Source organism: Reichenbachiella versicolor (genome assembly GCF_003171675.1).
Taxonomy (GTDB): Bacteria; Bacteroidota; Bacteroidia; order Cytophagales; family Cyclobacteriaceae; genus Reichenbachiella; species Reichenbachiella versicolor.
The window spans coordinates 776824-801833 of the sequence record NZ_QFZQ01000002.1 but is presented as its reverse complement, the minus strand read 5'-3'; the positions used below and the strand labels follow the sequence as shown (position 1 = coordinate 801833).

General features: G+C 38.1%; 19 protein-coding genes and 1 tRNA gene. 12 read left to right on the top strand and 8 right to left on the bottom strand.

Annotated features, from left to right (window positions below):
- Window positions 1-31 precede the first annotated feature (31 nt).
- Complete coding sequence (leuS, locus tag DKG80_RS07940) at window positions 32-2815, bottom strand: leucine--tRNA ligase (RefSeq protein ID WP_109830777.1); 2784 nt, start codon at window positions 2813-2815, stop codon at window positions 32-34.
- A gap of 175 nt (window positions 2816-2990) precedes the next feature.
- Window positions 2991-3064, bottom strand: a tRNA-Met gene (locus DKG80_RS07935).
- A 114-nt stretch (window positions 3065-3178) separates the two neighbouring features.
- Here DKG80_RS07935 and DKG80_RS07930 point away from each other — a divergent pair.
- Window positions 3179-3565: an START-like domain-containing protein gene (locus DKG80_RS07930; protein WP_109830776.1), complete on the top strand. Its 387-nt coding sequence runs from the start codon at window positions 3179-3181 to the stop codon at window positions 3563-3565.
- On the opposite strand, the gene DKG80_RS21115 is transcribed toward DKG80_RS07930, so the two are convergent.
- Window positions 3566-3754 (bottom strand): hypothetical protein, encoded by a 189-nt coding sequence (locus DKG80_RS21115; protein WP_162555755.1) that lies wholly within the window; start codon window positions 3752-3754, stop codon window positions 3566-3568.
- Window positions 3755-3908: 154 nt separating this feature from the next.
- Between DKG80_RS21115 and DKG80_RS07925 the strand changes: the two genes are divergently transcribed.
- Window positions 3909-4418, top strand: a complete 510-nt coding sequence (locus DKG80_RS07925) for a thioredoxin family protein (protein ID WP_162555754.1) — start codon at window positions 3909-3911, stop codon at window positions 4416-4418.
- 65 nt (window positions 4419-4483) lie between these two features.
- Here the strand turns inward: DKG80_RS07925 and DKG80_RS07920 are convergent, their stop codons facing one another.
- Entirely contained in the window at window positions 4484-5098 is a 615-nt protein-coding gene (locus DKG80_RS07920; protein WP_109830774.1) for a SprT family zinc-dependent metalloprotease, read from the bottom strand.
- 3 nt (window positions 5099-5101) lie between these two features.
- Window positions 5102-6418: a ribosome biogenesis GTPase Der gene (gene der / locus DKG80_RS07915; RefSeq protein ID WP_109830773.1), complete on the bottom strand. Its 1317-nt coding sequence runs from the start codon at window positions 6416-6418 to the stop codon at window positions 5102-5104.
- 154 nt (window positions 6419-6572) lie between these two features.
- On the opposite strand from der, the gene ligA reads away from it, so the two are divergent.
- The 5 genes from ligA to DKG80_RS07890 all read left to right on the top strand — a co-directional run bounded on the left by ligA (window position 6573) and on the right by DKG80_RS07890 (window position 11887).
- Complete coding sequence (gene ligA / locus DKG80_RS07910; protein WP_394342224.1) at window positions 6573-8627, top strand: NAD-dependent DNA ligase LigA; 2055 nt, start codon at window positions 6573-6575, stop codon at window positions 8625-8627.
- Window positions 8624-9142, top strand: a complete 519-nt coding sequence (locus DKG80_RS07905; protein WP_109830771.1) for a DUF6913 domain-containing protein — start codon at window positions 8624-8626, stop codon at window positions 9140-9142. The genes ligA and DKG80_RS07905 overlap by 4 nt, the downstream gene beginning before the upstream one ends.
- The gene (gene dapA / locus DKG80_RS07900) at window positions 9135-10010 is read left to right on the top strand and encodes a 4-hydroxy-tetrahydrodipicolinate synthase (protein ID WP_109830770.1); all 876 of its coding nucleotides are present in this window, start codon (window positions 9135-9137) and stop codon (window positions 10008-10010) included. The genes DKG80_RS07905 and dapA overlap by 8 nt, the downstream gene beginning before the upstream one ends.
- A 175-nt stretch (window positions 10011-10185) precedes the next feature.
- On the top strand, window positions 10186-11166 hold the full coding sequence (locus tag DKG80_RS07895) for a ThuA domain-containing protein (RefSeq protein WP_109830860.1): 981 nt from the start codon (window positions 10186-10188) through the stop codon (window positions 11164-11166).
- A gap of 112 nt (window positions 11167-11278) precedes the next feature.
- Entirely contained in the window at window positions 11279-11887 is a 609-nt protein-coding gene (locus DKG80_RS07890) for a hypothetical protein (protein ID WP_109830769.1), read from the top strand.
- 65 nt (window positions 11888-11952) lie between these two features.
- Here DKG80_RS07890 and DKG80_RS07885 read toward each other — a convergent pair whose 3' ends face one another.
- Together DKG80_RS07885 and DKG80_RS07880 are read right to left on the bottom strand one after the other, a co-directional pair.
- Window positions 11953-12834 (bottom strand): endonuclease/exonuclease/phosphatase family protein, encoded by an 882-nt coding sequence (locus DKG80_RS07885; RefSeq protein WP_109830768.1) that lies wholly within the window; start codon window positions 12832-12834, stop codon window positions 11953-11955.
- A gap of 12 nt (window positions 12835-12846) precedes the next feature.
- The gene (locus DKG80_RS07880; RefSeq protein ID WP_109830767.1) at window positions 12847-13833 is read right to left on the bottom strand and encodes an endonuclease/exonuclease/phosphatase family protein; all 987 of its coding nucleotides are present in this window, start codon (window positions 13831-13833) and stop codon (window positions 12847-12849) included.
- A gap of 228 nt (window positions 13834-14061) precedes the next feature.
- On the opposite strand from DKG80_RS07880, the gene DKG80_RS07875 reads away from it, so the two are divergent.
- The 4 genes from DKG80_RS07875 (at window position 14062) to DKG80_RS07860 (ending at window position 21514) form a co-directional block, all read left to right on the top strand.
- On the top strand, window positions 14062-15546 hold the full coding sequence (locus DKG80_RS07875) for a hypothetical protein (protein ID WP_109830766.1): 1485 nt from the start codon (window positions 14062-14064) through the stop codon (window positions 15544-15546).
- Between the two features lie 148 nt (window positions 15547-15694).
- Window positions 15695-18394 (top strand): TonB-dependent receptor, encoded by a 2700-nt coding sequence (locus DKG80_RS07870; RefSeq protein ID WP_109830765.1) that lies wholly within the window; start codon window positions 15695-15697, stop codon window positions 18392-18394.
- A 19-nt stretch (window positions 18395-18413) separates the two neighbouring features.
- Window positions 18414-19466 carry a DUF5689 domain-containing protein gene (locus DKG80_RS07865; protein WP_162555753.1) on the top strand — a complete coding sequence of 351 codons (1053 nt, stop codon included), beginning with the start codon at window positions 18414-18416 and terminating at the stop codon, window positions 19464-19466.
- Between the two features lie 41 nt (window positions 19467-19507).
- Window positions 19508-21514 carry a lamin tail domain-containing protein gene (locus tag DKG80_RS07860; protein WP_162555752.1) on the top strand — a complete coding sequence of 669 codons (2007 nt, stop codon included), beginning with the start codon at window positions 19508-19510 and terminating at the stop codon, window positions 21512-21514.
- Between the two features lie 304 nt (window positions 21515-21818).
- Here the strand turns inward: DKG80_RS07860 and DKG80_RS07855 are convergent, their stop codons facing one another.
- On the bottom strand, window positions 21819-22298 hold the full coding sequence (locus tag DKG80_RS07855) for a hypothetical protein (protein ID WP_109830762.1): 480 nt from the start codon (window positions 22296-22298) through the stop codon (window positions 21819-21821).
- A gap of 265 nt (window positions 22299-22563) precedes the next feature.
- Here DKG80_RS07855 and DKG80_RS07850 point away from each other — a divergent pair, with 265 nt between their 5' ends.
- Window positions 22564-24942 carry an endonuclease gene (locus DKG80_RS07850; protein WP_109830761.1) on the top strand — a complete coding sequence of 793 codons (2379 nt, stop codon included), beginning with the start codon at window positions 22564-22566 and terminating at the stop codon, window positions 24940-24942.
- Window positions 24943-25010 lie beyond the last annotated feature (68 nt).

Here is a 25010-nt window from a genome sequence, read left to right as displayed (position 1 = left end):
TCTGGGCTTTTTGCTTTGATATCAATGATGCTTATATCACGATATTAATTATTCTTTTAGGTACAACGATAACCTTCTTAGGAGTCTTGCCTTCTACCCATTTTTGAACTGATTCATCAGCCAAAGCTTCAGATTCAATTTCTTTCGGATTCATATCAATTGGGAATTTTAGTTTAGTTCTCACTTTTCCGTTGATAGAGATTGGGTATTCGTGAGCAGCCTCTACTAATAATGACTCATCGTAATTAGGGAAAGTAGCTGTACTGATTCCTCCTGAGTGTCCCAAAAGCTCCCAAAGTTCTTCTGTGATATGTGGTGCGAATGGTGATAAGATTATTACTAGTCCTTCTAATACCTCACGTTTATTGCATTTTAATGAAGTCAACTCATTTACAGCAATCATCATCGTGCTCACAGAAGTGTTGAGCGACAAGCTATTGATATCTTCTTCAAGCTTCTTGATTGCTTTATGAAGAATCTTCAGCTCTTCCGGTTTAGCCTTTTCGTCAGATACATTGAAGTTGTTGTTGCCATCATGGAATAGTCTCCAGAATTTTTTCAAGAATTTGAATACGCCATCGATGCCGTGAGTATTCCATGGTTTGAATTGTTCTAGAGGCCCTAGGAACATCTCATACATTCTTAGTGTATCCGCACCATATTTATTAATAATATCATCAGGATTGACTACGTTGTATTTTGACTTTGACATCTTTTCTACTTCGTAGCCACACTTGTACTTACCATCTTCAAGAACAAATTCAGCATCTGCCAAATCTGGTCTCCAGCTTTTAAAAGCTTCAGTATCTAGTATATCATTGCTGACTATAGATACATCCACATGCATCGGAGTAGTATCGTATTCCTTCTTCAACCCCTCAGAAACAAACTGATTAGTTCCCTTTACCCTGTAGACAAAGTTAGACCTTCCTTGAATCATTCCTTGGTTGACAAGCTTTTTGAATGGTTCTTCAACTTTGACAAAGCCAAGATCAAACAATACCTTGTTCCAGAATCTAGAGTAAAGCAAGTGACCTGTAGCGTGCTCAGTACCTCCTATATAGAGATCCACATCCTTCCAGTAAGAAATTACATCTTCAGCGACGAAAGCCTCTCCATTGTTCGCATCCATATATCTGTACCAATACCAGCTAGATCCAGCCCATCCAGGCATTGTGCTTAGTTCAAGTGGGTATGCCTCGCTTGATCCAGTAGGTGTATAGGTGAAATTTTCAGCTCTTCCTAATGGAGGATCACCGTCTTCAGTAGGAAGGTATTTGTCTACTTCAGGAAGAATGATAGGTAAGTCTTCAGCTGCTACTGGATATGGGATGCCATCTTTGAAATAGATAGGTACAGGCTCACCCCAGTATCGCTGACGTGCGAAGATAGCATCTCTGATTCGATAGTTGATTTTTCCAGAACCTATGTCCTTATCCTCCAAGAACTTGATACCTGTATCAGTAGCTTCTTGGAAATTCAATCCCTTGAAAATACCTTCATTGATGATTTTGCCCTCCTTAGTAGCATCAGCTTTTTCACTTACGTCCATACCTTCATAGACAGGAAGAATAGGAAGGTCAAAATGTTTAGCAAAGTCAAAGTCTCTTTGGTCTCCTCCAGGTACTGCCATGACTGCACCTGTCCCATATCCTGCTAATACGTAGTCTGCTATATAAATAGGAACTTTCTCATCATTGAATGGATTGATTGCGTAGGCACCTGTAAATGCTCCAGAGACAGTTTTTACATCGCTCATTCGATCTCTTTCTGATCTGTTTTTAGCTACACTGACATACTCATCTACGATTTGCTTTTGTTCCGGAGTAGTAATTTTCTCGATTAGTTCAAGCTCAGGAGCAAGTACTAGAAAACTCACACCGTACACAGTATCAATACGAGTAGTGAAAACAGTAATCGTCTCGTCATGCCCGTCCACTTTCATGGTCATCTCAGTACCTTGAGATTTTCCAATCCAGTTACGTTGCATTTCTTTTAAAGGATCTGACCACTCCAATTTGTCAAGACCAGATAGTAACCTTTCTGCATAAGCCGAAATTCTCATGCTCCATTGTTTCATGAGTTTTTTGACTACAGGGTACCCGCCTCTTTCGGAGTATCCATCCTTGATTTCGTCTTGAGCTAATACAGTTCCTAGTTCAGGACACCAGTTTACTGTCGTTTCAGATAGATAAGTTAACCTGTACTTTAACAGAATCTCCTGTTGTTCAGCTTCTGAGTAACCTTTCCAGTCTTCAGCAGAAAAAGAAGCTGTATCCTCATCACAAGTAGCATTTACTCCAGTGTTACCATTTTTTTCAAATGACGAAACTAAAGAGTCAATGCTTTCAGCCTTGTTTGCATCATTATTATACCAGCTATTAAAAAGCTGAATAAAAATCCATTGTGTCCATTTGTAGTAATTTGGATCACAGGTTTGTGTCTCCTTAGACCAGTCGAAAGAGAAACCGATGTTTCTTAGCTGCTCCTTGTATCTATTTATATTTTCTTCTGTAGTGATAGCAGGATGTTGCCCAGTCTGAATAGCATATTGCTCAGCAGGTAAACCAAAGGCATCAAAACCCATTGGATGAAGAACATTGAAGCCTTTGATTCGCTTATATCTAGATACAATGTCAGAGGCGATATAGCCAAGAGGGTGACCTACATGTAAACCTGCTCCTGAAGGATATGGAAACATATCAAGTGCATAAAACTTTGGCTTTGAAGTATCTACTTCTGCTTTGAATGATTCATTTTCTTGCCAGAAGGCTTGCCATTTTTTTTCGGTTTCTAAAAAATTGTATTCGGCCATTTTTATATAGACGTCTTGTTTGGGGCTGCTGAAAATTTTAAGTCTGCAAATCTACATCAGGAATATGATGTGAGAGGGTATTTCTATAGAAAGTGGAGTTGTCAATTAATCTAGATTCGTATCTCCTGAAAAAACAAAAACCCTTATATTACGAAATACAAGGGCTTTGCTTTAGTAGCGAAGACGGGAGTTGAACCCGTGACCTCAGGGTTATGAATCCTGCGCTCTAACCAACTGAGCTACCTCGCCATTTTTTTGGAGGTGCAAATGTATTGAATGGTTTCGTTTTTTCAACTTATCTTGCAAGAAAATATTCGATACTGGCCTATTAAATTTATTAGTAACTGAAAATGAACCACTACCATGAGTAAATTTGAGTTTGTTGGAGAGTATGAATTCAAAGCATCTAATAAAATGCTCTACACATATTTGTCCACTGCCAGTGGGTTGGCACAATGGTATGCTGATGATGTCAATATCAATCCTCAGAAAAATCTAATTATTATTTGGGATGGAGAGGAGAATCTAGCTAAGATAGTTTCGCATAGAACCAATCATGAGATTAAGATTGAATTCATAGATGAAGAAGATCCAGATCCTAGCTATGTCAAGTTTGAGATTCTTACAAGCGAAATGACCTCAGGGAATTTTTTGAAAGTGACTGATTATTCTGAGATTGATGACCAAGAGGAATTGAGAGAGCTTTGGGATGGGTTAATTCATGACTTGAAAGAGATAGTCGGAGGATGATTATGTATGGTGCATTCTGACTACTATTCCATCACATGCACCACATTTACCAGCGAATAGTCCCGGTTTGCCTAGTTCTTCATGACATTTGGTACACCAATATCTACCACACTCTTTGCATAACAATACTGCCCGTTTTTGGCATCTTTGACAATGTTCGCGCTGATGCTCTTGATTTTCTGAATCCATATACGCTGTCGGTTTCGCTCGATTAAATATACTGATTAATCTTTTCGTCTGCTTAATTAGAGCTTTTTATGCTATTATGTTGTTTTTTTAGCTTTGCACAGAAACATTTCTTCTATTTTTGTGGTTTAGAGAGTAGAAATCTAAAATGATAATTATGAAATCTCTTTTGATTGTTGCCGCCGTCCTTACTTTTTCTTTTTCTAGCGCTGTGGCGCAGACTACAGGTTTTGCTCAAGCTGAGCATGATGGCTGGTTAGTTGAAATTGAGAAAGCATATGAAATCTCTGAATCCACAGGCAAGCCAATTATGGCTAATTTTACAGGAAGCGATTGGTGTGGCTGGTGTAAAAGATTATCAGCAGAAGTTTTCAAAAAGAAAGAGTTTCAATCTTGGGCCGAAGAAAACGTAGTCCTTTTAGAACTTGATTATCCTCGTAGAAAGCAGTTGTCAGAGCAACAAAAATCTCAGAATTATGAACTTCAAAAGGCTTTCCAAGTGACAGGTTTTCCTACAATTTGGATTTTTGATCTTACCAAAGATCAAGCTACGAGTCGTTTTGAGATAAAAGCAATTGGTAAAATGGGATATATGGCTGGAGGAGCTAAGGCATTCACTGGTCAAGCTAACCAGATGATAGCACAGGCGAAAGGTTCCATAAATTGAAATAGATCCGGATTCTAAAAAAAAAAAAAAACTGAACCAGAAGCGAGTCTTCTGGTTTTTTTATGTCAATTCTTAAATCCGCTCACTATTGCAGAGTCTGGAATTAGGTACATTTTTCCTGAATCTAAGTGTTCACATACTGATCTTGTACGCTTTGTTTCTACTTTCTTATAAACTTTTTTTCTGAACAAGAACTTTTGCCCTAATTCAATCTCTTTGAGTAGAATTCCTTTCTTATTAGAATCATATTTTGACAAAGCACTTTGCAGGTTTGAATCACGAACACTTGATGCTTTTGGGTTCTTCATGTGTAGAGCTAGCGGTGCCAGTATTTCCATAGGAAAGATATCTTCTCTTAACATAGGAATCATTAGCTTTTTAAACTGTAGTTTCCATTCACTTCCATGTGGATCAACTTTGTTTTGGTGTAAGTCAAAGTTTATTTTATGGGCTACTTCATGGATGTAGGTGATTAAGAAAGAATAAGGATTCAAATCATGATTTACAGAAATACTATGGATGCCATTTGATTGATCGAATCTGTAGTCTCCCAATTTAGAAGATCTGCTACGGGTGACCTTCAGGTTAAAGCCATTTTGATCCCAAAGGTCAAAACAATAGTCAACCGCTAAGGCGGGGACAAATTTTTCAAAAAGTGCCCTAGGGTTTGGAGTTGTCACGTCTTATTTCTTACGGAAATATATTTTAATAGGTACTCCTTGGAAGTTGAAATAGCCTCTCAATTTATTCATTAGGAACCGTTCATACGGTTCTTTTATATACTGGGGTAGATTACAGAAAAAAGCAAATGAAGGAGTACGTGTTGGTAGCTGAGTAATATACTTTATCTTAATGTATTTACCTTTTAGTGCCGGTGGTGGATACTTCTCAATTTCAGGAAGCATAGCATCATTGATCTCTGAAGTAGGAATTCTTCTGGTCCTATTATCATTGACTTCTATTGCTAATTCTATTGCTTGAAAGATTCTTTGCTTAGTCATCACCGAAGTGAAGATAATTGGGATATAAGAAAGTGGGTTACCTAGCTTTTCATAGATTTCTTTCTTAAACTTTTCCGTTGTTTTACTGTCTTTATTTTCAATCAGGTCCCATTTGTTGACCATGATCATAATACCCTTTTTGTATTTATGAGCCAAAGAGATGATACTCATGTCTTGAGATTCGAAACCTCTACTGGCATCGATCATGACTATACAGACATCGCTATCTTGCAGTGATTGAATAGCACGAAGTACAGAATAGAATTCAATATCTTCCTTTACTTTGGTTTTCTTTCGGATCCCTGCTGTATCAGTAAGTATAAAGTCTTTTCCAAAAAGCTTATATCTCGTATTAATTGAGTCTCTTGTAGTCCCAGCTATGTCAGTGACTATAGTTCTGTCCTTGCCTAATAGAGCATTAAGAAAAGAAGATTTACCAGCATTAGGACGACCAAGGATTGATATTCTTGGTATTCCTTCTTCTGGGTTTTCATCATCACTTTCTTCGAACTGATTAACTACGTCGTCTAGAAGGTCTCCTGTACCTGATCCACTAGTAGAGGCAATCGTATATACATTGCTTTCTAAGCCCAGACCATAAAACTCAGCAGATTGCATTTCCAAGTCTGGATTATCAGCTTTATTGGCTACTATGAATACAGGTTTTTTGATTTCTCTTAAGATATTTGCAAAGTCTTTGTCCATATCAGTAAGCCCATCATGGCAGTCTACCATAAATAAGACGACACTAGCCTCATCAAGAGCAAGCTTAACCTGATCACGGATTCTTTCTTCAAAGATATCGTCAGAACCAGTTACATAACCTCCAGTATCAATTACAGTAAAGTGTTTTCCATTCCACTGAGAAAATCCATAGTGTCGGTCTCTAGTGACACCACTTTCATCATCCATGATGGCTTTTTTCTGTTCTACTAGACGGTTGAACAGTGTTGACTTCCCTACATTTGGTCTTCCCGCTATTGCAACTATATTAGACAATTTCTTCTCCGATTTAATTTGAGCGGCAAAGGTAGCAATAAAAGGCCATAGTCTATGAGAATGGATAAAGTGTCAAATCATATTGAAGACTTAATTCGCTATAGCTAAATGATCTATTTTACTATGGTCTATAGTCTATTGACTAGAATAATAAATGTATAAATTTGCCGCCACACAGAAGGTAAATTCTAGAATGACCAAAGACCAAGCGATAGATGAGATAGAGTCACTGAGTAGGCAGATTGAATATCATAATCAACTGTATTATCAGGAGAGTAGAACCGAGATTTCAGATTTTGACTTTGATCAATTACTCCATCGTTTGATCAAATTAGAAGAACAATTTCCTGAGCTTAAAAAGGCAGATTCACCATCTCAGAGAGTCGGAGGTGCTATTACCAAAAAGTTTGATACTGTAGTGCATAAGTACCCAATGCTTTCATTAGGTAATACTTATTCGGAAGAAGAGTTAAGTGACTTTGATGAACGAGTAGCGAAAGGTTTAGAAGGTGAGCAATATGAGTACTTCTGTGAAATGAAATTTGATGGTGTTGCTATTAGTTTGACTTATGAGAAAGGAATTTTAGTTCGAGCAGTTACTAGAGGAGACGGTACACAAGGCGATGATGTAACGGCCAACGCAAAAACAATAAGAACGATTCCATTAAGCTTGGGAGAGGGAGATTACCCGGAGGAGTTTGAAGTGAGAGGTGAGGTTTTTATGCCAAATCAAGTATTTCAAGAACTTAATGCTCAAAAAGAAGCTGCTGGAGAAGAAAAACTAGCCAATCCTCGAAATACAGCATCAGGTACAATGAAGATGCAAGACTCTTCGATCGTAGCTTCAAGGAAACTGGATTGTTATTTGTATTACTTATTAGGAGACAAGGTACAGTACGAATCTCATGAACAATCAATAGAAGCATTGGAAAGGTGGGGATTTAATGTTTCTAAATCCTATTCAAAATGTGCTACAATCGAACAAGTACAAAATTATATTAAGGAGTGGGATCAAAAACGTCATGAACTTCCAGTAGAGACTGATGGGGCTGTCATTAAGGTGAATAGTCTGAAACAGCAGAAAAGATTAGGTTTTACTGCTAAAAGTCCAAGATGGGCTATATCCTATAAATACAAAGCCGAATCCGCAATTACCAGACTAAATAATATTATCTATCAAGTCGGTAGAACGGGTTCAATTACACCCGTAGCTGAACTAGAACCTGTACTGTTGGCAGGGACAACAGTTAAAAGAGCGTCACTTCACAATGCCAACGAAATCGAAAGACTTGATTTGCATGTAGGGGATTTGGTTAGTGTTGAGAAAGGAGGGGAGATTATTCCAAAAATAACTGGAGTTCAAATGGATCAGCGCCTGTCTGAAGCAGAGAAGTTTGAATTTATCCATGAGTGTCCAGAGTGCGGTACAGAACTTATTCGTATAGAAGGAGAGGCCAATCATTATTGCCCAAATGATATTGGATGCCCTCCACAGATTACAGGAAGAATAGAACACTTCATTCATCGAAAGGCAATGAATATAGACTCTATGGGAGAACAAACTATCAAATTGCTTCATGACAAAGGTTTCTTGAATAATATAGCCGATTTATATGATTTGAAAGTTGATCAAGTACTAAGCTTAGAAGGGTTTAAAGAGTTGAGTGCGAATAACTTGATCAATGGAATTGAGGCATCCAAGTCAGTACCTTTTGAGCAGGTGTTGTTTGGTATGGGCATTCGATTTGTGGGAAGGACTGTGGCTGAAAAATTAGCTTTGCATTACAAGAATATTGATTCTTTGATGGAAGCTACTCATGAGCAGCTAGTAGAAGTGTCAGAGATAGGAGATAGGATTGCAACTAGTGTAACAGGTTATTTTTCAGAAGAAAGTAATAGAGTATTAGTAGAAAGGCTTAAGGCTGCAGGGTTACAGTTTAGTATTGATGAAGCCAAGCTTGAAAACATGTCAGATGTCTTGGTAGGGAATACATTTGTGATTTCTGGCGTATTTGAAAAGTATGGGCGTGATGAACTTAAACAATTGATTAAAGACAACGGAGGGAAAGTTGTTTCTTCTATATCAGGTAAATTAAGTTATTTGGTCGCCGGAGATAAAATGGGACCTGCTAAACTTGAAAAAGCACAGAAACTGAGTGTAGCCATTATCTCAGAAGTGGAGTTGGAAGAAATGTTGAAAAGAAGATGATAGGGAGCTATATAGTTAAATTGGCAACGAAGTTTGCTTTGAAAAAGAAGAAGCCGGATAGAGTGAGTCCGTCTTATCAGCAAGCCAAAAGAATAGGTATAGTTTTTTCTTTTGAGAATGAATCCTTTCATGAGGAAGTATTGAATCTTGTAGAAAGAATAATGAATGATGGTAAATCTGTAGAGACACTGACTTTCATTCCTAAAAAGCAAAAAAATGAAGAGTATGATCGTCCATTCTTTACTGATCAGGATTTTTCTACTAAAGGAAAATGGAAAAGTGAAAATGTGATGAGTTTTAAGGCTACGGATTTTGACTATTTAATTAGTGCTGATCTGGAGATAAATAAATTCATACGCAATATACTTGCATCTTCAAAAGCCAAATGCCGTGTTGGGCATCATGCGGAGGAAGATGAGGCTTATTTTGAACTAATGATAAATTATAGTGGAAGAAATACCAAAGAGTATCTCAATCAGGTATACCACTATCTAACACAGATGAAAAATGGTTGAAAAACTAAAAGGTACGGGAGTGGCGATGGTAACGCCGTTTAATGATGATAAAAGTATAGATTTTGATTCATTGGCGAAGCTAGTTGATCACGTATCACAAGGAGGTGTTGACTATTTAGTAGTAATGGGTACTACAGCAGAATCTCCAACTTTGTCAGTAGAAGAAAAGTTGGCTGTGTTGAGATTTGTTAAAGAAAAGAATACCAAAGGACTACCGATTGTCTATGGAATGGGTGGTAATAATACAATGTCTCTTGTTGAGCAATATCAGAATTTCGATGAAGAAGTAGATGCTTTTTTGGTCGTAACTCCTTATTACAATAGACCTAGTCAACAAGGTTTAATAGAGCACTATACAGCTGTAGCAGATGCAGCAAAAAAGCCAATAATTTTATATAATGTACCTAAAAGAACGGGGACAAATATGGAAGCGAAAACAGTCCTTGAGTTAGCTAAGCATCCCAATATTATAGGGGTAAAGGAAGCCTCTGGTGGTAACCTTCAGCAGACTCTTGAGATAGCTCATGCTATGCCTGAAGATTTTCTATTGACTTCAGGTGATGATGATTTGATAGTACCTTTCATAGCTGCAGGAGGACATGGAGTGATATCTGTAATTGCCAATGCACTTCCTAAGAAAACTGCTGAAATGGTTAATTTGTCTTTAAAAGGAGATAAATCAGGAGCGGATAAGATCAACGATACCGTAGTTCCTTTTTTAGATTTGATATTCAAAGAAGGTAGTCCTGCAGGAATTAAATCATTACTTAAGAATTTTGGTATAGGAGGAGGGCAGTTAAGATTGCCACTAGTTCCAGTCACAGAAGGTCTTGATCAAGAACTAAAATCAAAGTATCAGACTTTATAAGAAAACAATCTAAAAGGATTAATAAAATACCAGTTCGAGAAATCGGGCTGGTATTTTTGTTTTTAGGAACTGAAAAATTCCGAACAGCATAGATTTCTTTACTAGATATATTTGAGAGATAACTATTTAACAGTTCAATGTTTTACAGTTTGAATAGATAAAATAAGATAGAATGATGAAAAGACTGCTCCTATTAATTCTTACGTTGGTAAGTATTACTGCCTGTGCAAATTACCCTAAGAAAAGTAAGCTAAAAGCACTTATAGTTGATGGACAAAATAATCATGCAGTATGGCCTAAGTCTACAGTAATGATGAAGCAATATCTAGAAGAACCAGGACTCTTTACTGTAGATGTTTACAGGTCAAGATATACCTGGAAAGCAGGTCCGCAAAAGGCTTTTTTAAATAAAGTAGAAACTAACTTGTCAGAGGATCTGAAACAGCCAAAGTCAGATTCCTTATTTGCTCCTGACTTCAAAAAATATGATGTGGTGATATCGAACTTTGGATGGAAAGCAGCATCATGGCCACTGGAGACTCAAGAAGCATTTGAAAAATATATGCGCAAAGGAGGGGGCTTTGTATCTGTACATGCCGCTGATAACTCATTTCCGAAGTGGAAAAGTTATAATGAAATGATAGGCATAGGCGGCTGGGGAGGCAGGAATGAGAAGGATGGCCCATATGTTTATTATACAAATGAAGGCGAATTAAAAATTGATAAAACTCCAGGTAAATGTGGGGCACATGGCCCTAAACATGAGTTTCCAATTACTCTCAGAGTAACTGATCATCCAATCACCGATGGCTTACCTTCCCAATGGTTAACAGCAAGCGATGAATGCTATGCAAAGTTGAGAGGCCCGGCTAAAAATATGACGGTTTTAGCAACAGGGAAAGATCAAAACCAAAAAGCTCCCACCAATAGACATGAGCCAGTCTTGATGGTAATTGATTATGAAAAAGGACGTGTGTTTCATACTACTCTTGGACATGATACCTCAGCATTTGAAGGAGTAGGTTTTATCACAACTTTTTTAAGAGGTGCTGAATGGGCAGCTACAGGTACTGTGACTCAAGCTGTACCAGACGACTTCCCTACCAAGGATAGGAGTATAGGGAGGCCATTTGTGTTAAATGAGAAGGGGATTTAACAGAAATAACAAGCATGAAAGCTCTCTAGATTATAGAGAGTTTTTTTGTTTTCAGAATTAGGTGTATTTTGTAAAATATTTAACTAGGACATTTAACAAAACGAAATACCCGATGATAGAAAAGCTGGATGAAAAGGAAATGGAGGTTGCAACCTCTCTAGTGACGAGAGGATTGCAGAGAGCTTCTAAAGCCCTGTCAGACGTAATTCAAACTCCAATTACCATAGAGACCTTAGATTTTGGATCTGATTCTTTAGATGATGGTCAGTTTCCAGGACTTCCTATAGAAGGTGAATCTAGTTTGTTGAAAACGGAGGTTATTGGTGAATTTAAAGGTGTTTGCTATTTGATTTTTAGCGAATCAGAAGTAGAAAAGATAAGTGCCAAATGTTTGCCTGCTTCTATGAAAAGTGATAATCCTGAGCAATATACAATGATGCAGCAAGGGTTTGTAACTGAGATAGATAATATTGTAAGTGCTGCTGTTATTACAGAGTTTGCCAATTATCTTGATTGTGGTATCTATGGTAACGTACCTCATCTAGAAGTGTTAGAAGCCAGTGGTATAAGAAAGTACCTAGAGTCTGAAACTCAGAAATATGACTCATTAGTTCACTTCAAGGCAAGGTTTGCCGGAGATGAATTGGATATCGCACCTTATTTCACTTGGATGTTCCAAGATGAGTTTTCAAATCAGATCAGAGCTAAAGCTGCTGAGTAATAAAAAACGTTAGATATTCTTCTAGAGCACCAGAGTTTACTGGTGCTTTTTGTTTTTAAAAGGATTTAGTTTTTAGAAAATCTACTTAATACTGGACGATGATCAGATACATTTCTATCAAAATCTGATATACAATCGTCTAATATTATAGTGGAGGTACTAGAGACATAGTCAAAGAGTTCATCGCTAATCATGATATGATCTAAGTGACTTGGCCAGCTTGGATAACTCCAATTTGCTGATGTGCTGGTAGCAATCGTTTCATCCGTAAATTTGTAATTAGAATCATTGATGAAATTGCTAAATGGACTACCTACATTAATATCATCATTGAAATCTCCTAATACGATGAATGCAGTGTCAGGAGACTTATCCAGTTCTTCTTTAAGCTTGATTGAAGCTCTTGCTCTTCTATCTTCACCGTTATTACAGCATTTTAGATGAAGGTTCACTAATGTAGCTTTAACTCCGCTAATGTGTTCGATATCTATCAATACAGGAGCTCTTGGAAAAGCATCATTGTCATTATTAAGTATTGTTTTACTAGAGCTGTAAGAAACGAACTCATCTTTTTTGATTAGAAAACCTAAATCCAGACTTCCATTTACATTTTGAAAAATCGCATCCCAGCCTTTAAGCTGTTCTCCTAGGTCAGCAAAGGCAGTAGAACTATTAATTTCTTGAATAGCAACTATATCTGCATCCATGTTTTCGATGATATCAGCTACAGCTTCTATCGTAGCAGTACCTTCTTTTGGGAAAAACTCGATATTCCAAGTGACTACATCGAGTGTTTCATTCGATAGTGCATTGAGACAGCTTTTAAATAGTTTAGGGTAGTTTTTCTGTTGTGTAGGTTTTTGTCCTTCAATTACTACAGTTTCTTCTTCGGATTCATTGCAGGATACTATACATACTAAAAGTATGAGCCATGAATATACTCTCATAAAGAATCAAAATTAGTATTCTAATACGATGTAGACTGGGAAATGATCACTATATCCATTTAGAAATTGACCTCTTGAAAAAGTTCTAAAAGGTGTACCTCTAAGCTCTCCCTTGGTGTGAACTATATACTGAAACGATGCAATAGTAAACGAACCATCTTTGTAGTGTAATCCATTTTTTGTCAATCCTTCGCTGACGATTATTTGGTCAAATAGGTTGAAAGCTCCTTTGTAGTATAGTGTCCCAATTCCCTCTTTATACTTTGGATAAGAAGTGTTTAATAGTTGTCCAGGCTCTTTTATTTTGGTATTAGCGTTTAAAGTTTGCTTCAAACTTTTGTTTCTTGGATCATCGTTAAAGTCTCCGGTGATGATAATTTTCGCATTAGCATTGAGGGATTGAAGAGAGTCTACTATACCTCTTGCTACGCCTGCTGCTAAGATTCTTTTGGGTTCTCCTCCAGTACCCCATCTTGAAGGCCAGTGATTTACAATGAAGTGAAGTGTGTCGTTACGACCTATTTTTCCACTGACTAGTAAGATATCTCTCGTCTTAAAATCAGGATCATCAGGGTTTTTTACTGAATGTATAGTTTGAGAAATTGGTTTGAAGATATCAGGTTTGTAAAGAGCAGCTACGTCGATTCCTCTTCTGTCTTTTGAATTAAAATGAATAATCTCATAACCTTTAGATTTCAGGTTCGGAGTAGAAATAAGGTCTTCTAGCACCTTACGATTTTCGATCTCACACAGGCCAACCAAGTCCAAATTGAGGTCTGCTAAGACCCTAGACATATTATCAAGTTTGGATTGATACCTTTCTTGTGTCCATTGTTTTTTACCATTTGGTAAATATTCTTCATCGTCTATTTCTGGATCATCTACGGTATCAAATAGGTTTTCCAAGTTGTAAAAACCAACAGCACCAGCTCTAGACTGTGCTTGAATGTTTGGGATTAGGCTAGTAAGTACTGCTATTAGTAGTATTGTTTTCTTCATCGTATTTCAAAATATGCTCAAACCTAATAGAAGTGCCATTGACAAAAAGTACACATAACGTCCTGAAGTAAAGGCTAAAGGAATCTTAATTATTGTCTAACAATCTGGTAATGCCGATAGATGGAGAACGAATTCGGTCGATGTTAGATTAGCAGATTATAGGAATTAGACGAGTTCTACCCCACCAACCGCCTTCATCTGATATTTCTTCAATCAATCAATGTTTCGATGGATATTCTTCATGAATTGGTTTTTGTAGCGGAAAACTACTATTCAAAGTTTTTGAATTCACACCTCAAAGAAGGCTCTAAACTGGCGTCATTGTATGATTTGGTCAAGGCCAATGAATACATCAACGATGATGAAGTGTCTCAAATATTGTATGAAGGTATACCGACAGATAAGAAGTACTTGATGCTGAAGCGTAATTTGATGCTGAAACTGAATGATGTAATTCTAGAGTCAGATAATGATGCCATGGAATATACACAGTTGAGGTTTCAGGTCGAAAAACAAATCATTATAGCCGAAAAGTTACTTTCAGTTAATCTTTTTCATACACCTGAGAAAATATTAAAAAAGGCACTGATAGAGTTGAATGAAGTATGGTTTACAGATCTCCAACTCAGAATATACAAATTACTCAGACAGATCTATTCTTTAAAAGGGCATAAAAAGAAGCTCTTGAAAACAATGGATAAAATAGAGTTGCTCAAGAAGTTGCTTGAAAAGGAAGATGAAGTTTTGAGTCAAATTCAAATGCATGAATCTTACTTCAATTACTCATGCTCCCTGAACCCTAATCAAAGCTTAGAAGAATTAAGTTCTTTGATATTGACCCATGATCACGAATCGGAGAATCACTCCTTAGAGTTTAATCTAAATAGTCTTCGATTGCGCATTTATTTGGCATACGGCTATAACGATCCCAAGCAATTGAAAACACATATTGATCAATTAAGATTGTTTTTAGTGTCAACAGGAAGATTGTTTGAAGAAGGGCAGAGGCTGTTTGTAAACGTATTTGAGATTAGGTACTACTTGATGATTCAAGATTATCCTAACGCTCTTAAAGCTGTTTGGAGAGCGAATGAGCTCAGTTCATATCAATCATTCGATAGGTTTGAGGTTTCGGCACTATGCTATCAGATGTACATGATACAAGGACAGTATACTGAAGCGGGCAACTTATCGAGTCAAGTAAGGTCCACCTCTCAGTATGATAGACTAGATCCAATAGATAAGGCTATTTGGACTCTGAGGCAGGTTTTGGTAGAAATACTGATATATCTTGAAGATGACTCTGAAGGTAAAGTCTTGCCCAATTGGAATGCTACTGAGATCTACGAAACATGTTTGCCTCTCGCAAAGGATAAGACTGGATACAATGTCCATTTGCTAATGATTCATACCATATTGTTGTTGTTAAATGGAGATTCAGATGTGCTATTTGACAAAGGAAATGCACTTAAGGTTTATTATCAGAGATACCTCAAATCAACTCGCGAACCAAGAGTCCAGTTATTCTTCAAATACTTAACCAGACTCTGTCAGTGTAAGAATCAGGAAGATAAAGTAGAGAAGCTAGAGATAAAGTTCCTAGAAAAACTTTACCAATTGGACTTCAGAGACCCTAATGAATATGTCTCTTTTGAAGTTTTTGTAAAGTTATTGACTAAAGAGTTTACCAGAAGCTCCGTGCTGTATATCTAATATCAGTGATATTGTTCTCACGTCGTTTAAAGCCCATTAATTTACTGTTAAGAGCCTAAAAAGGGGTTTACCAGACTGTTCCTATTGTATTAGAACAAAGGAAGAGGCAAGTCTAGCATTGCAGTCGAAAATTATAAATCTGCAATCAATGAACAAGCACATTGGCTGTACCCTTACCGCACTGTTGCTGAGCTGTGTATCAGCTCTAGCTCAGATCACAGGGACAGTTTTAGACTCAAAAACAAAAGAACCTTTAATGGCAGCTACAGTTGTGGTTGAAGGAAGTTCGGAAGGCGTCGTCACAGACCTAGATGGAAAATTTAGTCTATCGACCGATCAAACAAGTGGAACCTTGGTAGTCTCCTACATATCCTATGTAGCTCAGGAGATCTCTTTTTCAAGTAATAATCTAAATATCGGCGAGGTAAAACTCGAACTTGATGCTATTGGGCTTGAAGAGGTGAAAGTATCAGCTTCCTATGTAGACCAGAGAAAAACTCCGGTTGCTGTTTCTTCTATCACAAATGAGCAAATAACACAACGATTCTCAGGATTGAGTGTTCCGGATATTGTTACCAGTACACCAGGTATATATACTACACAAGGTGCTGGAGGGTACGGAGACCAAGAAATTTACATTAGAGGTTTTGATCAAACCAATGTAGCGTTTATGATCAATGGTATTCCAGTCAATGACATGGAAAATGGTCGTATGTATTGGTCAAACTTTGCGGGTATCAGTGAAGCCACTAGAGAGATGCAAGTTCAGAGAGGACTTGGAGCTTCTAAGCTTGCTGTAAGCTCTATTGGAGGAACAGTCAATATGATCTCTCAACCGGCTAAAAAGTCTAAAGGAGGCTCATTCGAGTACATGAATAGTAATGCTACTTGGAACAATCGCTTACGTTTTACTATCAATACAGGAGAAAGCGATAATGGTTGGGCGATGACTTTCCAAGGTTCGAGAACAACAACTTCTCCTACACTTCCAGGGCAACCAGGAGGAGAAAGAGGTCCGATTAGACCAGGTGCATTTGTAGATGCATGGTCATATTATCTAGCTGTTTCGAAACAACTGAATAAGAGACATCAGTTATTCTTTTATGCATTTGGGGCTCCATTTAAAAGAGGGTCTGCATGGGGATTATCAGAACGGCTTAAAAATACTGGAGACTACAGTGTCACCGATAATCAATTCAATTATGCAACTGGATATTACAATGGAGAGTTTTTTAACTCCAGACAAAACCAAGTTCATAAACCCCAATTCTCTTTGAGTCATCACTGGGATATAGACGATGCTACTACCCTGAGTACATCTGCATATATATCCATCGCTAAAGTCACTTCTGACAATCTAAGGGTGACTGCGAGTGAAGGAGCTAATGGCTATGATGTCAATAAGACAACACCGGCAGTAAGAGACGCAGCCATTAGAACACCTGATGGATATATAGATTTTGATTTACTGGTTCAGGAAAATTTGGATGCCTCTAATACAGTTACAGTTCTTGGACCAAATGGAGACTTTAGTGCTGATCCATTTACCGGTCAAAGAGCTGAAAATTTCATTGAAGCTCGTCACAATGATCATATTTGGTATGGTATGATTTCCAGTCTTGATAAGCAAGTAGGGAATACGGACTTGAAATTTGGTTTAGACCTCAGGAATTATAAAGGAACACATTATGTCACGGCAGCAGATTTGTTGGGAGCTGATTTTGTGACTAATACAGACAGAGGAGAATACGATAAATTTAGTGATGGAAATGCCACTGAGTATGATATGAACCTTTTAACCTCTAATGAGGTGATTAGAACTGGAGACAGGTTCATGTATGATTATGACGGTTATATCAATTGGGGATCTGTTTTTGCTCAGGCTGAACATCATTTCAAAAAAATTGATGTATTTGGAACACTATCTGGGACATATTCCAATTATAAAAGGATAGGTCATTTTTGGAATGAAGAGTTTGTAGGTTCTTCTTTGGGTAAGTCTGCTGACAAAACGTTTTTAACCTATACAGCTAAGGCTGGTGTGAATTACCGAATCACCAACCGACACAAAGTGTTTGCGAATGCTGGTAGCTTCACTCGCCCACCATTTATGCGTAATTCTTATCAAGACGCTAGATACTCTAACAACTATGTGAATGGCTTAAAGAAAGAAAGAGTATATGCTGTAGAGGCTGGATATAGCTTCACTAGTGGATTCTTAAAAGCTAATATCAACGCCTATTATACCAACTGGCAAGATATTGCTAGAAACTTATCTGATGCCGATGACAATGATGTTCAGATAGAATTCGATGAGTACTTCTCTAATGTTCCAGGTCTTAGACAAGTACATAAGGGAATTGAGATAGACTTTGTTTGGAATGTACTTACCTCACTAGAGGTGAATGGATATGTGTCTATAGCAGATTATAAAACTCAGGTGCCTGAATCTATTCCCTATGTTGGCGTACCGCCACGTGCTGGAGAAGAAATTCCTGTAGGAAATACAGCTATGCGCACTGGACAATTAGGTCTTCATTACAAAGGTATTAAAGACATGTATGTAGGTGCAAGAGCTAGTTATTCAGGAAGACTCTACATGCAGACTAACCCTATTGACCCTTACTATGCAGGAGAGGATATTGAGCGTTTGCCTGACTACACCCTATTTGACATTTATTTAGGAAGGTACTTTGATATCTCGAATGATCTCAGAGGACGTATCAGTGCCAATGTCAATAATGTACTGGACAAAGAATATATCAGATGGGCCAATAGGTTCTTTGGTCCAGCTTATGCCTATGGCTTTGGTAGGAATTATTATTTGAGTGTGGCTATCTATTTCTAATGACTTTAAAATATTCGAAATGAAAAGATTAATCATTTTTCTATTACCTCTGATTTGTTTCTCTTGTTTGGAGTCAGATTATTATGAGACGCCATTGGTCAGTTTTGTAGGACAGAATGGTGAAATAGTTGATCCATATACTCTATCGACTACTACTGTAGAGTTACTAACAACTGGACCACTGGAAGAAAATAGTGTAGTTGTGATATCAGTTAGCGATATCAAAGGAGTCGTTACCAATCCTCCTGCTGATGTATTTACTGGAGATATTCAACTAGCCATGTCAGCTGGAGATTCTTCTGGATATTTTGAAATCGATTATGTAGATACTGAACTATTGGGAAGTAAGGATATTTTCTTCACCATAGAAGAAGTGCAGGGTAGTATCGCGAGTGTTGGAAATGGCAGGTTTACGCTAAGAGCACAAGGAGATTTTATAGAGTTTCCAGAAATTGATGAAGCGGTTTCTATAGAAGAATCCAAAAGTCAAGTTGGGAGCTCTGTAACGGTAGTTGGCGTGATGAACTCTCCCGACTTAGGATTTACGTACAATGGAGGAGCAAGTCAATTGTCTTTGTTCACTCTTCAAGACGAATCTGGAGGAGTTAATATTTTGAGGTTTGAAGGACTTGAAGAATTTCAAAGAGGTGATATCCTTCAAATAGAGGGAGAAATAGAAATCAGTACGCATGAAAACAGTGATCAACGCTATCAAATAACTGGACCAGACAATGTGACGAAGCTAGGTACAGCAGCAGATGTTTTACTCGAGCCGATTGAAATCACGGAGTCAGACTTGACTGTTGATTCTAAATACCAAGGGCAATTGGTGACTATCAAGCAGGTAACCCTCGATGATGCTAGTCAGTGGAATTTTGATGGCAATCCATTTGATATTTCTGTCACAGCTACCGTAGGATCTACATCATTTTTAATAGAAATAGATGATGTCTCAGGAGCGTACGGTGTTGCAGCCCCAACAGGTTCATTTACACTGTCGGGAGTACTGAATCGTCTAGGAGACGATGTGCAAATACTACCATTTTTAGCTACTGATGTAGTATCAGAATAAGAATAAATTAAACCATAACATATTTCAAAATGAATTTTTCAATGTTTAAGTATTCAAACCTCGTAGCACTACTTGCGATGGTTGTGATTGGGCTTGTCTCATGTAATGACGGTGATGATGGAGGCTCAAATGAAGTTACTCCAGAGGATATACAAGTGGCTTTCGCTACTTCTGAAGTAAGTGTAAATGAAAATGATACAGACCCTGTTTCTGTTAAAATTAGCTTGAATGCAGCTGCAGTAGCAGATATATCAGCAAAAATTAAAGTTGAAAACGGAGACGGTACAGAAGATTCTAATTATACCTTGACTCCAGCTCCAAGTGATGGAATAGTTTCAGTGGATATTGCTCAAGGGGAGAAAGAAGCTACTTTTTCTTTTGCACCAGTCAACAATGATCAGATAGATGGAGACAAACAGGTGAATTTCACATTGACTTCAGTAGAAGGACTCAAAGTATTAGAAACGGCAACTAAGTTTGTGGTGAAAATAAAGGACGATGAAACAGCAAAAGTTGAGGAAACTGACTTGTTTATTTCAGAGTACGCCGAAGCAAGTGTAGGAAGTCATAAATACATTGAGATTTACAACCCAAAATCTACATCAGTTGATTTGAGTAACTACTTAATCAAAGGTGGCAATAACGGTAAAGGTTGGCAAGATGATAGAGAGTTAAAACTATCAGGGACTTTAGAAGCTGGTGCGGTATACGTTATTTCTAATGAATCAGCAGATGATTTTATCCTAAGCAAGGCAGATGTAACGCTACCATTCCCATCTGCCGTTCATCACAATGGAGATGACCCTATTGCTCTATTCAAATCGAATGGTTCTGGAGGGTATGATTTGATTGATATTTTAGGAGAAGAAAATGTAGATCCAGGAGATGGATGGAGCGTTGCTGGAGTTGAGAATGCTACAAAAGATCATACTTTGGTAAGAAAGACAGCTATATTCAAAGGAAACACAGATTGGACTGTTTCAGCTGGAACCACAGCAGAAAACTCTGAATGGATAGTAAGAGACGATCAGGATTGGGCAAATCTAGGCGTGTTTGGTGATGAGGATGCTCCAGTACCTTCATTAGAAATTTCAGAGACTTCATTTGATTTTGGTGAAGTGAATAACGGAGAGACTTCCGTATCTAAGTCGTTTACCGTGTCAGGTACTAATGTAACAGAAGATGTTAATGTAGTTGCTCCTACTAATTATAAGTTAGCCCTTTCTAGCTCAGAAGAGGCAATCGTTAGTTATGTAGATGAGGTGATGATTTCAGATGTGTCTAGTGCACAAACTGTATTTGTAGTTTTCCAGCCGGAGTCTGGGTTGAATGGTGAAAAAGCTGGTAAAATAAAAATTTCAACAGTGGGCGCATCAGAAGAAATTTCATTAACTGGGACAGAAGCTGGAAATGACGAATCAGGTATTTTGGCTAAGACAAGTTTTGAAGTGCCTTCCAGTGTACCAGGTGTAAAATATACAGATACTGGTGATGCTTCTGTTAGTCATGATCTTGTTAATAATACAGGTGAACCTGTTGTAGATTTTACTGCATCAGGAGGTGAAATGGGATATAATGCTAAATACGAGCCAGTATCAGGAGTTACTGATGGATTGGTAGATGGTGATTTCGTAGGAGTGACAGATTATTTAAATGATGTGACTGCATTTACGGAAGGAACTCAAGGTTACCTATTGTCTGATGTCGATGGAAAAATGATCGTAGAATTTGATGAAGTGACTGTAAGTACTGGAGTAAAGGTATCTCTAGATGTATTTTTAAATGATACTGGATATGAGACTTCAAATCCAGAAGATGCCGTGAGAATCTATGTAAAGACAAATGACAGTGAGGTAGATATTATTAATAGCTCAGGTACTGATCTTAATGACTTTACAGGGTTGACAGAAGGAGCATGGAAAAATATCTCTGCTACTATTTCAGGGAAAACATCAGTTCAATTGATAGTTGAGTTTGTATGTAACTCTGGTAGTGAATTAATATATCTTGATAATGTTTTGATTCAGAAAGCAGCAATTGAATTATAAAATTTTTAAGATTCAATATATAAAAGGGGTACCTCCGAGGTACCCCTTTGTTGTTTTTAGGTGGGGGTGGTGACCTCTAACTATCAGCGATTGACCTCAGAGCTCCGACCGTCGATCTTTAAGCTCCGATGACCTACCTCGAAGTACCAATCGCCTACCTTTTTGCTAAGTCTTTGATACTTTAAGCTCCGACGTTGAACCTTTTAGCTATCCGTTTGGAGCTAAAAGCTTGGCGTTTCCATCTTTTAGCATATCGCGTCGAGCTCTAAGCTAGGTCGTTCCACCTTTTACCCTCACGAATGTACTATGCTGCAGGCTCCGATGATTTCGAAGATGATCTTTTGAATCTCTTCTTCAGATCATCATAGATCGGTTTAGCATCAGGTACATTCATTCTAGAGCCCATCTTTACAGAATTGTAATAAGCCAGAGAAGCTACATAAGCTTCACTTCCTGATTGTAAGATCGTATCGTCCAATTGCTCCATGATGAGCTTAAGAGGACGATAGATTTTAGTCAGTTCATCCACCGCCTTCACATCGATACCCATTTCAGATACATCCATATAGGGAGGAGCAAATTCTGGATTGCTAACAGCATAGTCCAAAGCTTTTTCCACGAAAGTAGTATTACCTTCTCCCATCTTGGGTAGTTCCATACGCTGTTCCGAAGTCAGCGAAGTTAAAATAGGTTTCAAAGTGTTGTTAAGTTCAGCGATAGCTGCATTGATCTTGTCAAGATTCTCCGTACTGATCTGTACAGAAACTAAATTTTCTGTTGACATGTTAATTAGTGATTATGTTAATAAAGCCGCAATGTTAATTAATTGTAATTCATAACGGTGCTAAACGGCTTCTTTTTGCCCAAGTATTTTACTTCAGCAATGATACAGTATCAATTATGAGCATTGCATCTAATAGATTAAGGGACAAAGCGCTGTTTTAGCCAGTTTGAGGAGTATTTCGAGCTTTACTATACTGATAGTAGTGTACTGTTACTGTCTATAGTTCTAAACTAGCATTGCACAGCAATCAATAAAGAGAATTACTGTGCGATTAACTATCATCATATCTATTCTGTTCTTTTCCACACTATCCAGAGCTGACATCCCTGCCAACTACTACGCAGGTACAAGTGGTCTAAGTGGAGATGCTTTGAAATCGAAACTCCACAGCATCATCAAGGGTCATAAAGAATTCAGCTATGGTGACGTATGGAACATTCTAAAAGAAGCCGATAGAGACCCAAACAATCCAAATCGAGTGATCGGCATTCATTCAGGGTTTTCGATGGCCGCCTCTGATCATAGTAACAATGATGGCTGGAACAGAGAACATATTTGGGCTAAGTCCAAAGGCGATTTTGGAACCTCCAAAGGTCCGGGGACAGACGTACATCATCTCAGAGCATCTGATATTTCTACCAACTCCAAAAGAGGAAATAAACACTTTGCAGAGAGTTCCACTCCGTACACGGACAACTCTGGAAACTACAAAGGAGTCACAGGATCATATTACGGCAGTAATACTTGGGAAACCCGTGCAGAAATGAAAGGAGACGTAGCCAGAATGATATTTTATATGGCTACTCGATACGAAGGCGACCGTGGAGAGCCAGATTTAGAGATCGTAGAGAGTATTTCAGGTCTATCGACAAAAGCTCCTAAGCACGGTAAGTTGTCAGATTTACTGGCATGGCACAAGGCCGATCCAGTATCTCAAGAAGAGAGAAAAAGAAATGATATCATTTATTCCTATCAAAATAACCGAAACCCATTTATCGATCATCCAGAATTCGTGAATTATATCTGGGGAGGAGACACACCATCTCCAACACCTGACCCTACTCCTGATCCAAACCCTAAACCAATACCTACACCTGATCCAGCGCCAACACCAGATGCTCCTGATGATTACTATTCGGGAACCAAAGGATTGAGCGGTGATGCTTTGAAATCAAAACTCAATAGCATCATCAAAGGACATACTGAGTTTTCATACTCAAGTAGCTCCACAGATACATGGGATATACTAAAAGATGCAGATCAGGACCCAGATAATACCAACAACATCAAAGGAATACACTCGGGCTTTTCGATTCCTGCCGCTGGTGAATACAGTGGAGGTAATGGCTGGAACCGTGAACACATTTGGCCTCAGTCCAGAGGCGGTTTTGGTACCTCTAGAGGAGCAGGGACAGACGTACATCATCTTCGTGCCTCTGATATATCTACTAATTCTGCTAGAGGAAACAAGTTCTTTGCAGAGAGTTCAACACCTTATATAGATAAGTCAGGTACTTACAGTGGAGCTACTGGTTGTTTTACCAGTGATAATACTTGGGAGCCGAGAGCAGAAGTAAAAGGAGATGTCGCTAGAATGGTTTTTTACATGGCTACTAGATATGAAGGCCAAAATGGAGAGCCAGATCTAGAAATAGTAGAAGATATATCTTCGATATCTGATGCTGAAACTAAACTAGGTAAGCTATCAGACTTGTTAGCATGGCACAAATCAGACCCCGTCTCTAAAGACGAGCTGAGAAGAAACGAAGTGGTTTTCTCTTATCAAAAGAACCGAAACCCATTTATCGATCATCCAGAATTTGTCAATTATATCTGGGGAAATGAAACCCCACCAACAGATTCGGAACCAACTCCCGATCCAGGCTCTGGAGAAGACAATAGTATTGTGTTATTCACAGAGTATCTAGAAGGAGAAGAAGAAAATAAGGCGCTAGAGATTAGTAACATCGGCAAGAGTGAAGCCGACTTGTCAAAATTCACCATATACAAACAAACCAACGGAATAGGAGACTGGTCTGGGGGGATGCAATTGAAAGGTTCGCTTGCTGCTGGTAGTTCGTATGTGATAGTGAATGATCAAGCAAGTCAAAATCTTATTAACCTAAGTGATGTTGCTACCTCTAGCGCTGTTATGTCCTTCAATGGCAACGATCCGATAGGTTTGTTTAAGGATGGAATATTAGTAGATGTAATAGGGGAGAAAAATTCATCTTCAGATTTTTCCAAAAATGAGATTTTAAAAAGGCAAGCTCATGTCTCTACTCCAAATACTCAGTTTAAACCAGAAGAATGGCAAAGAATAGCGTTGACCAATACCCAAGATTTTGGATTGCACTCACATGACCCTGATGCAGCTCCTATAGCCGTACCAACCGGAGTGGCAGAATCTAGCAACAGCTTTGAAGCATATTGGAATCAAGCCAATACTTGTCTCCAGATCAAAAGACAAAGGCAGGAAGACTTCAGGATAAACGTTGTAGACTATACGGGGAAATTAGTTTTGAGCAGGGCTATAAAGAATGGCGACACATGTGTTGATTTTTCAGGATTTTCCAAAGGTATTTATGTACTCCTAGTAGAGGGGAGAGAGATGTCATATACAATGAAATTTACCAACATGTAAAAGCTGTTTTTCTTTCTTGTGTGTCTAAGCCTTGTTTTCAACAAGGCTTTTTGTTTTATAAGGGTTGG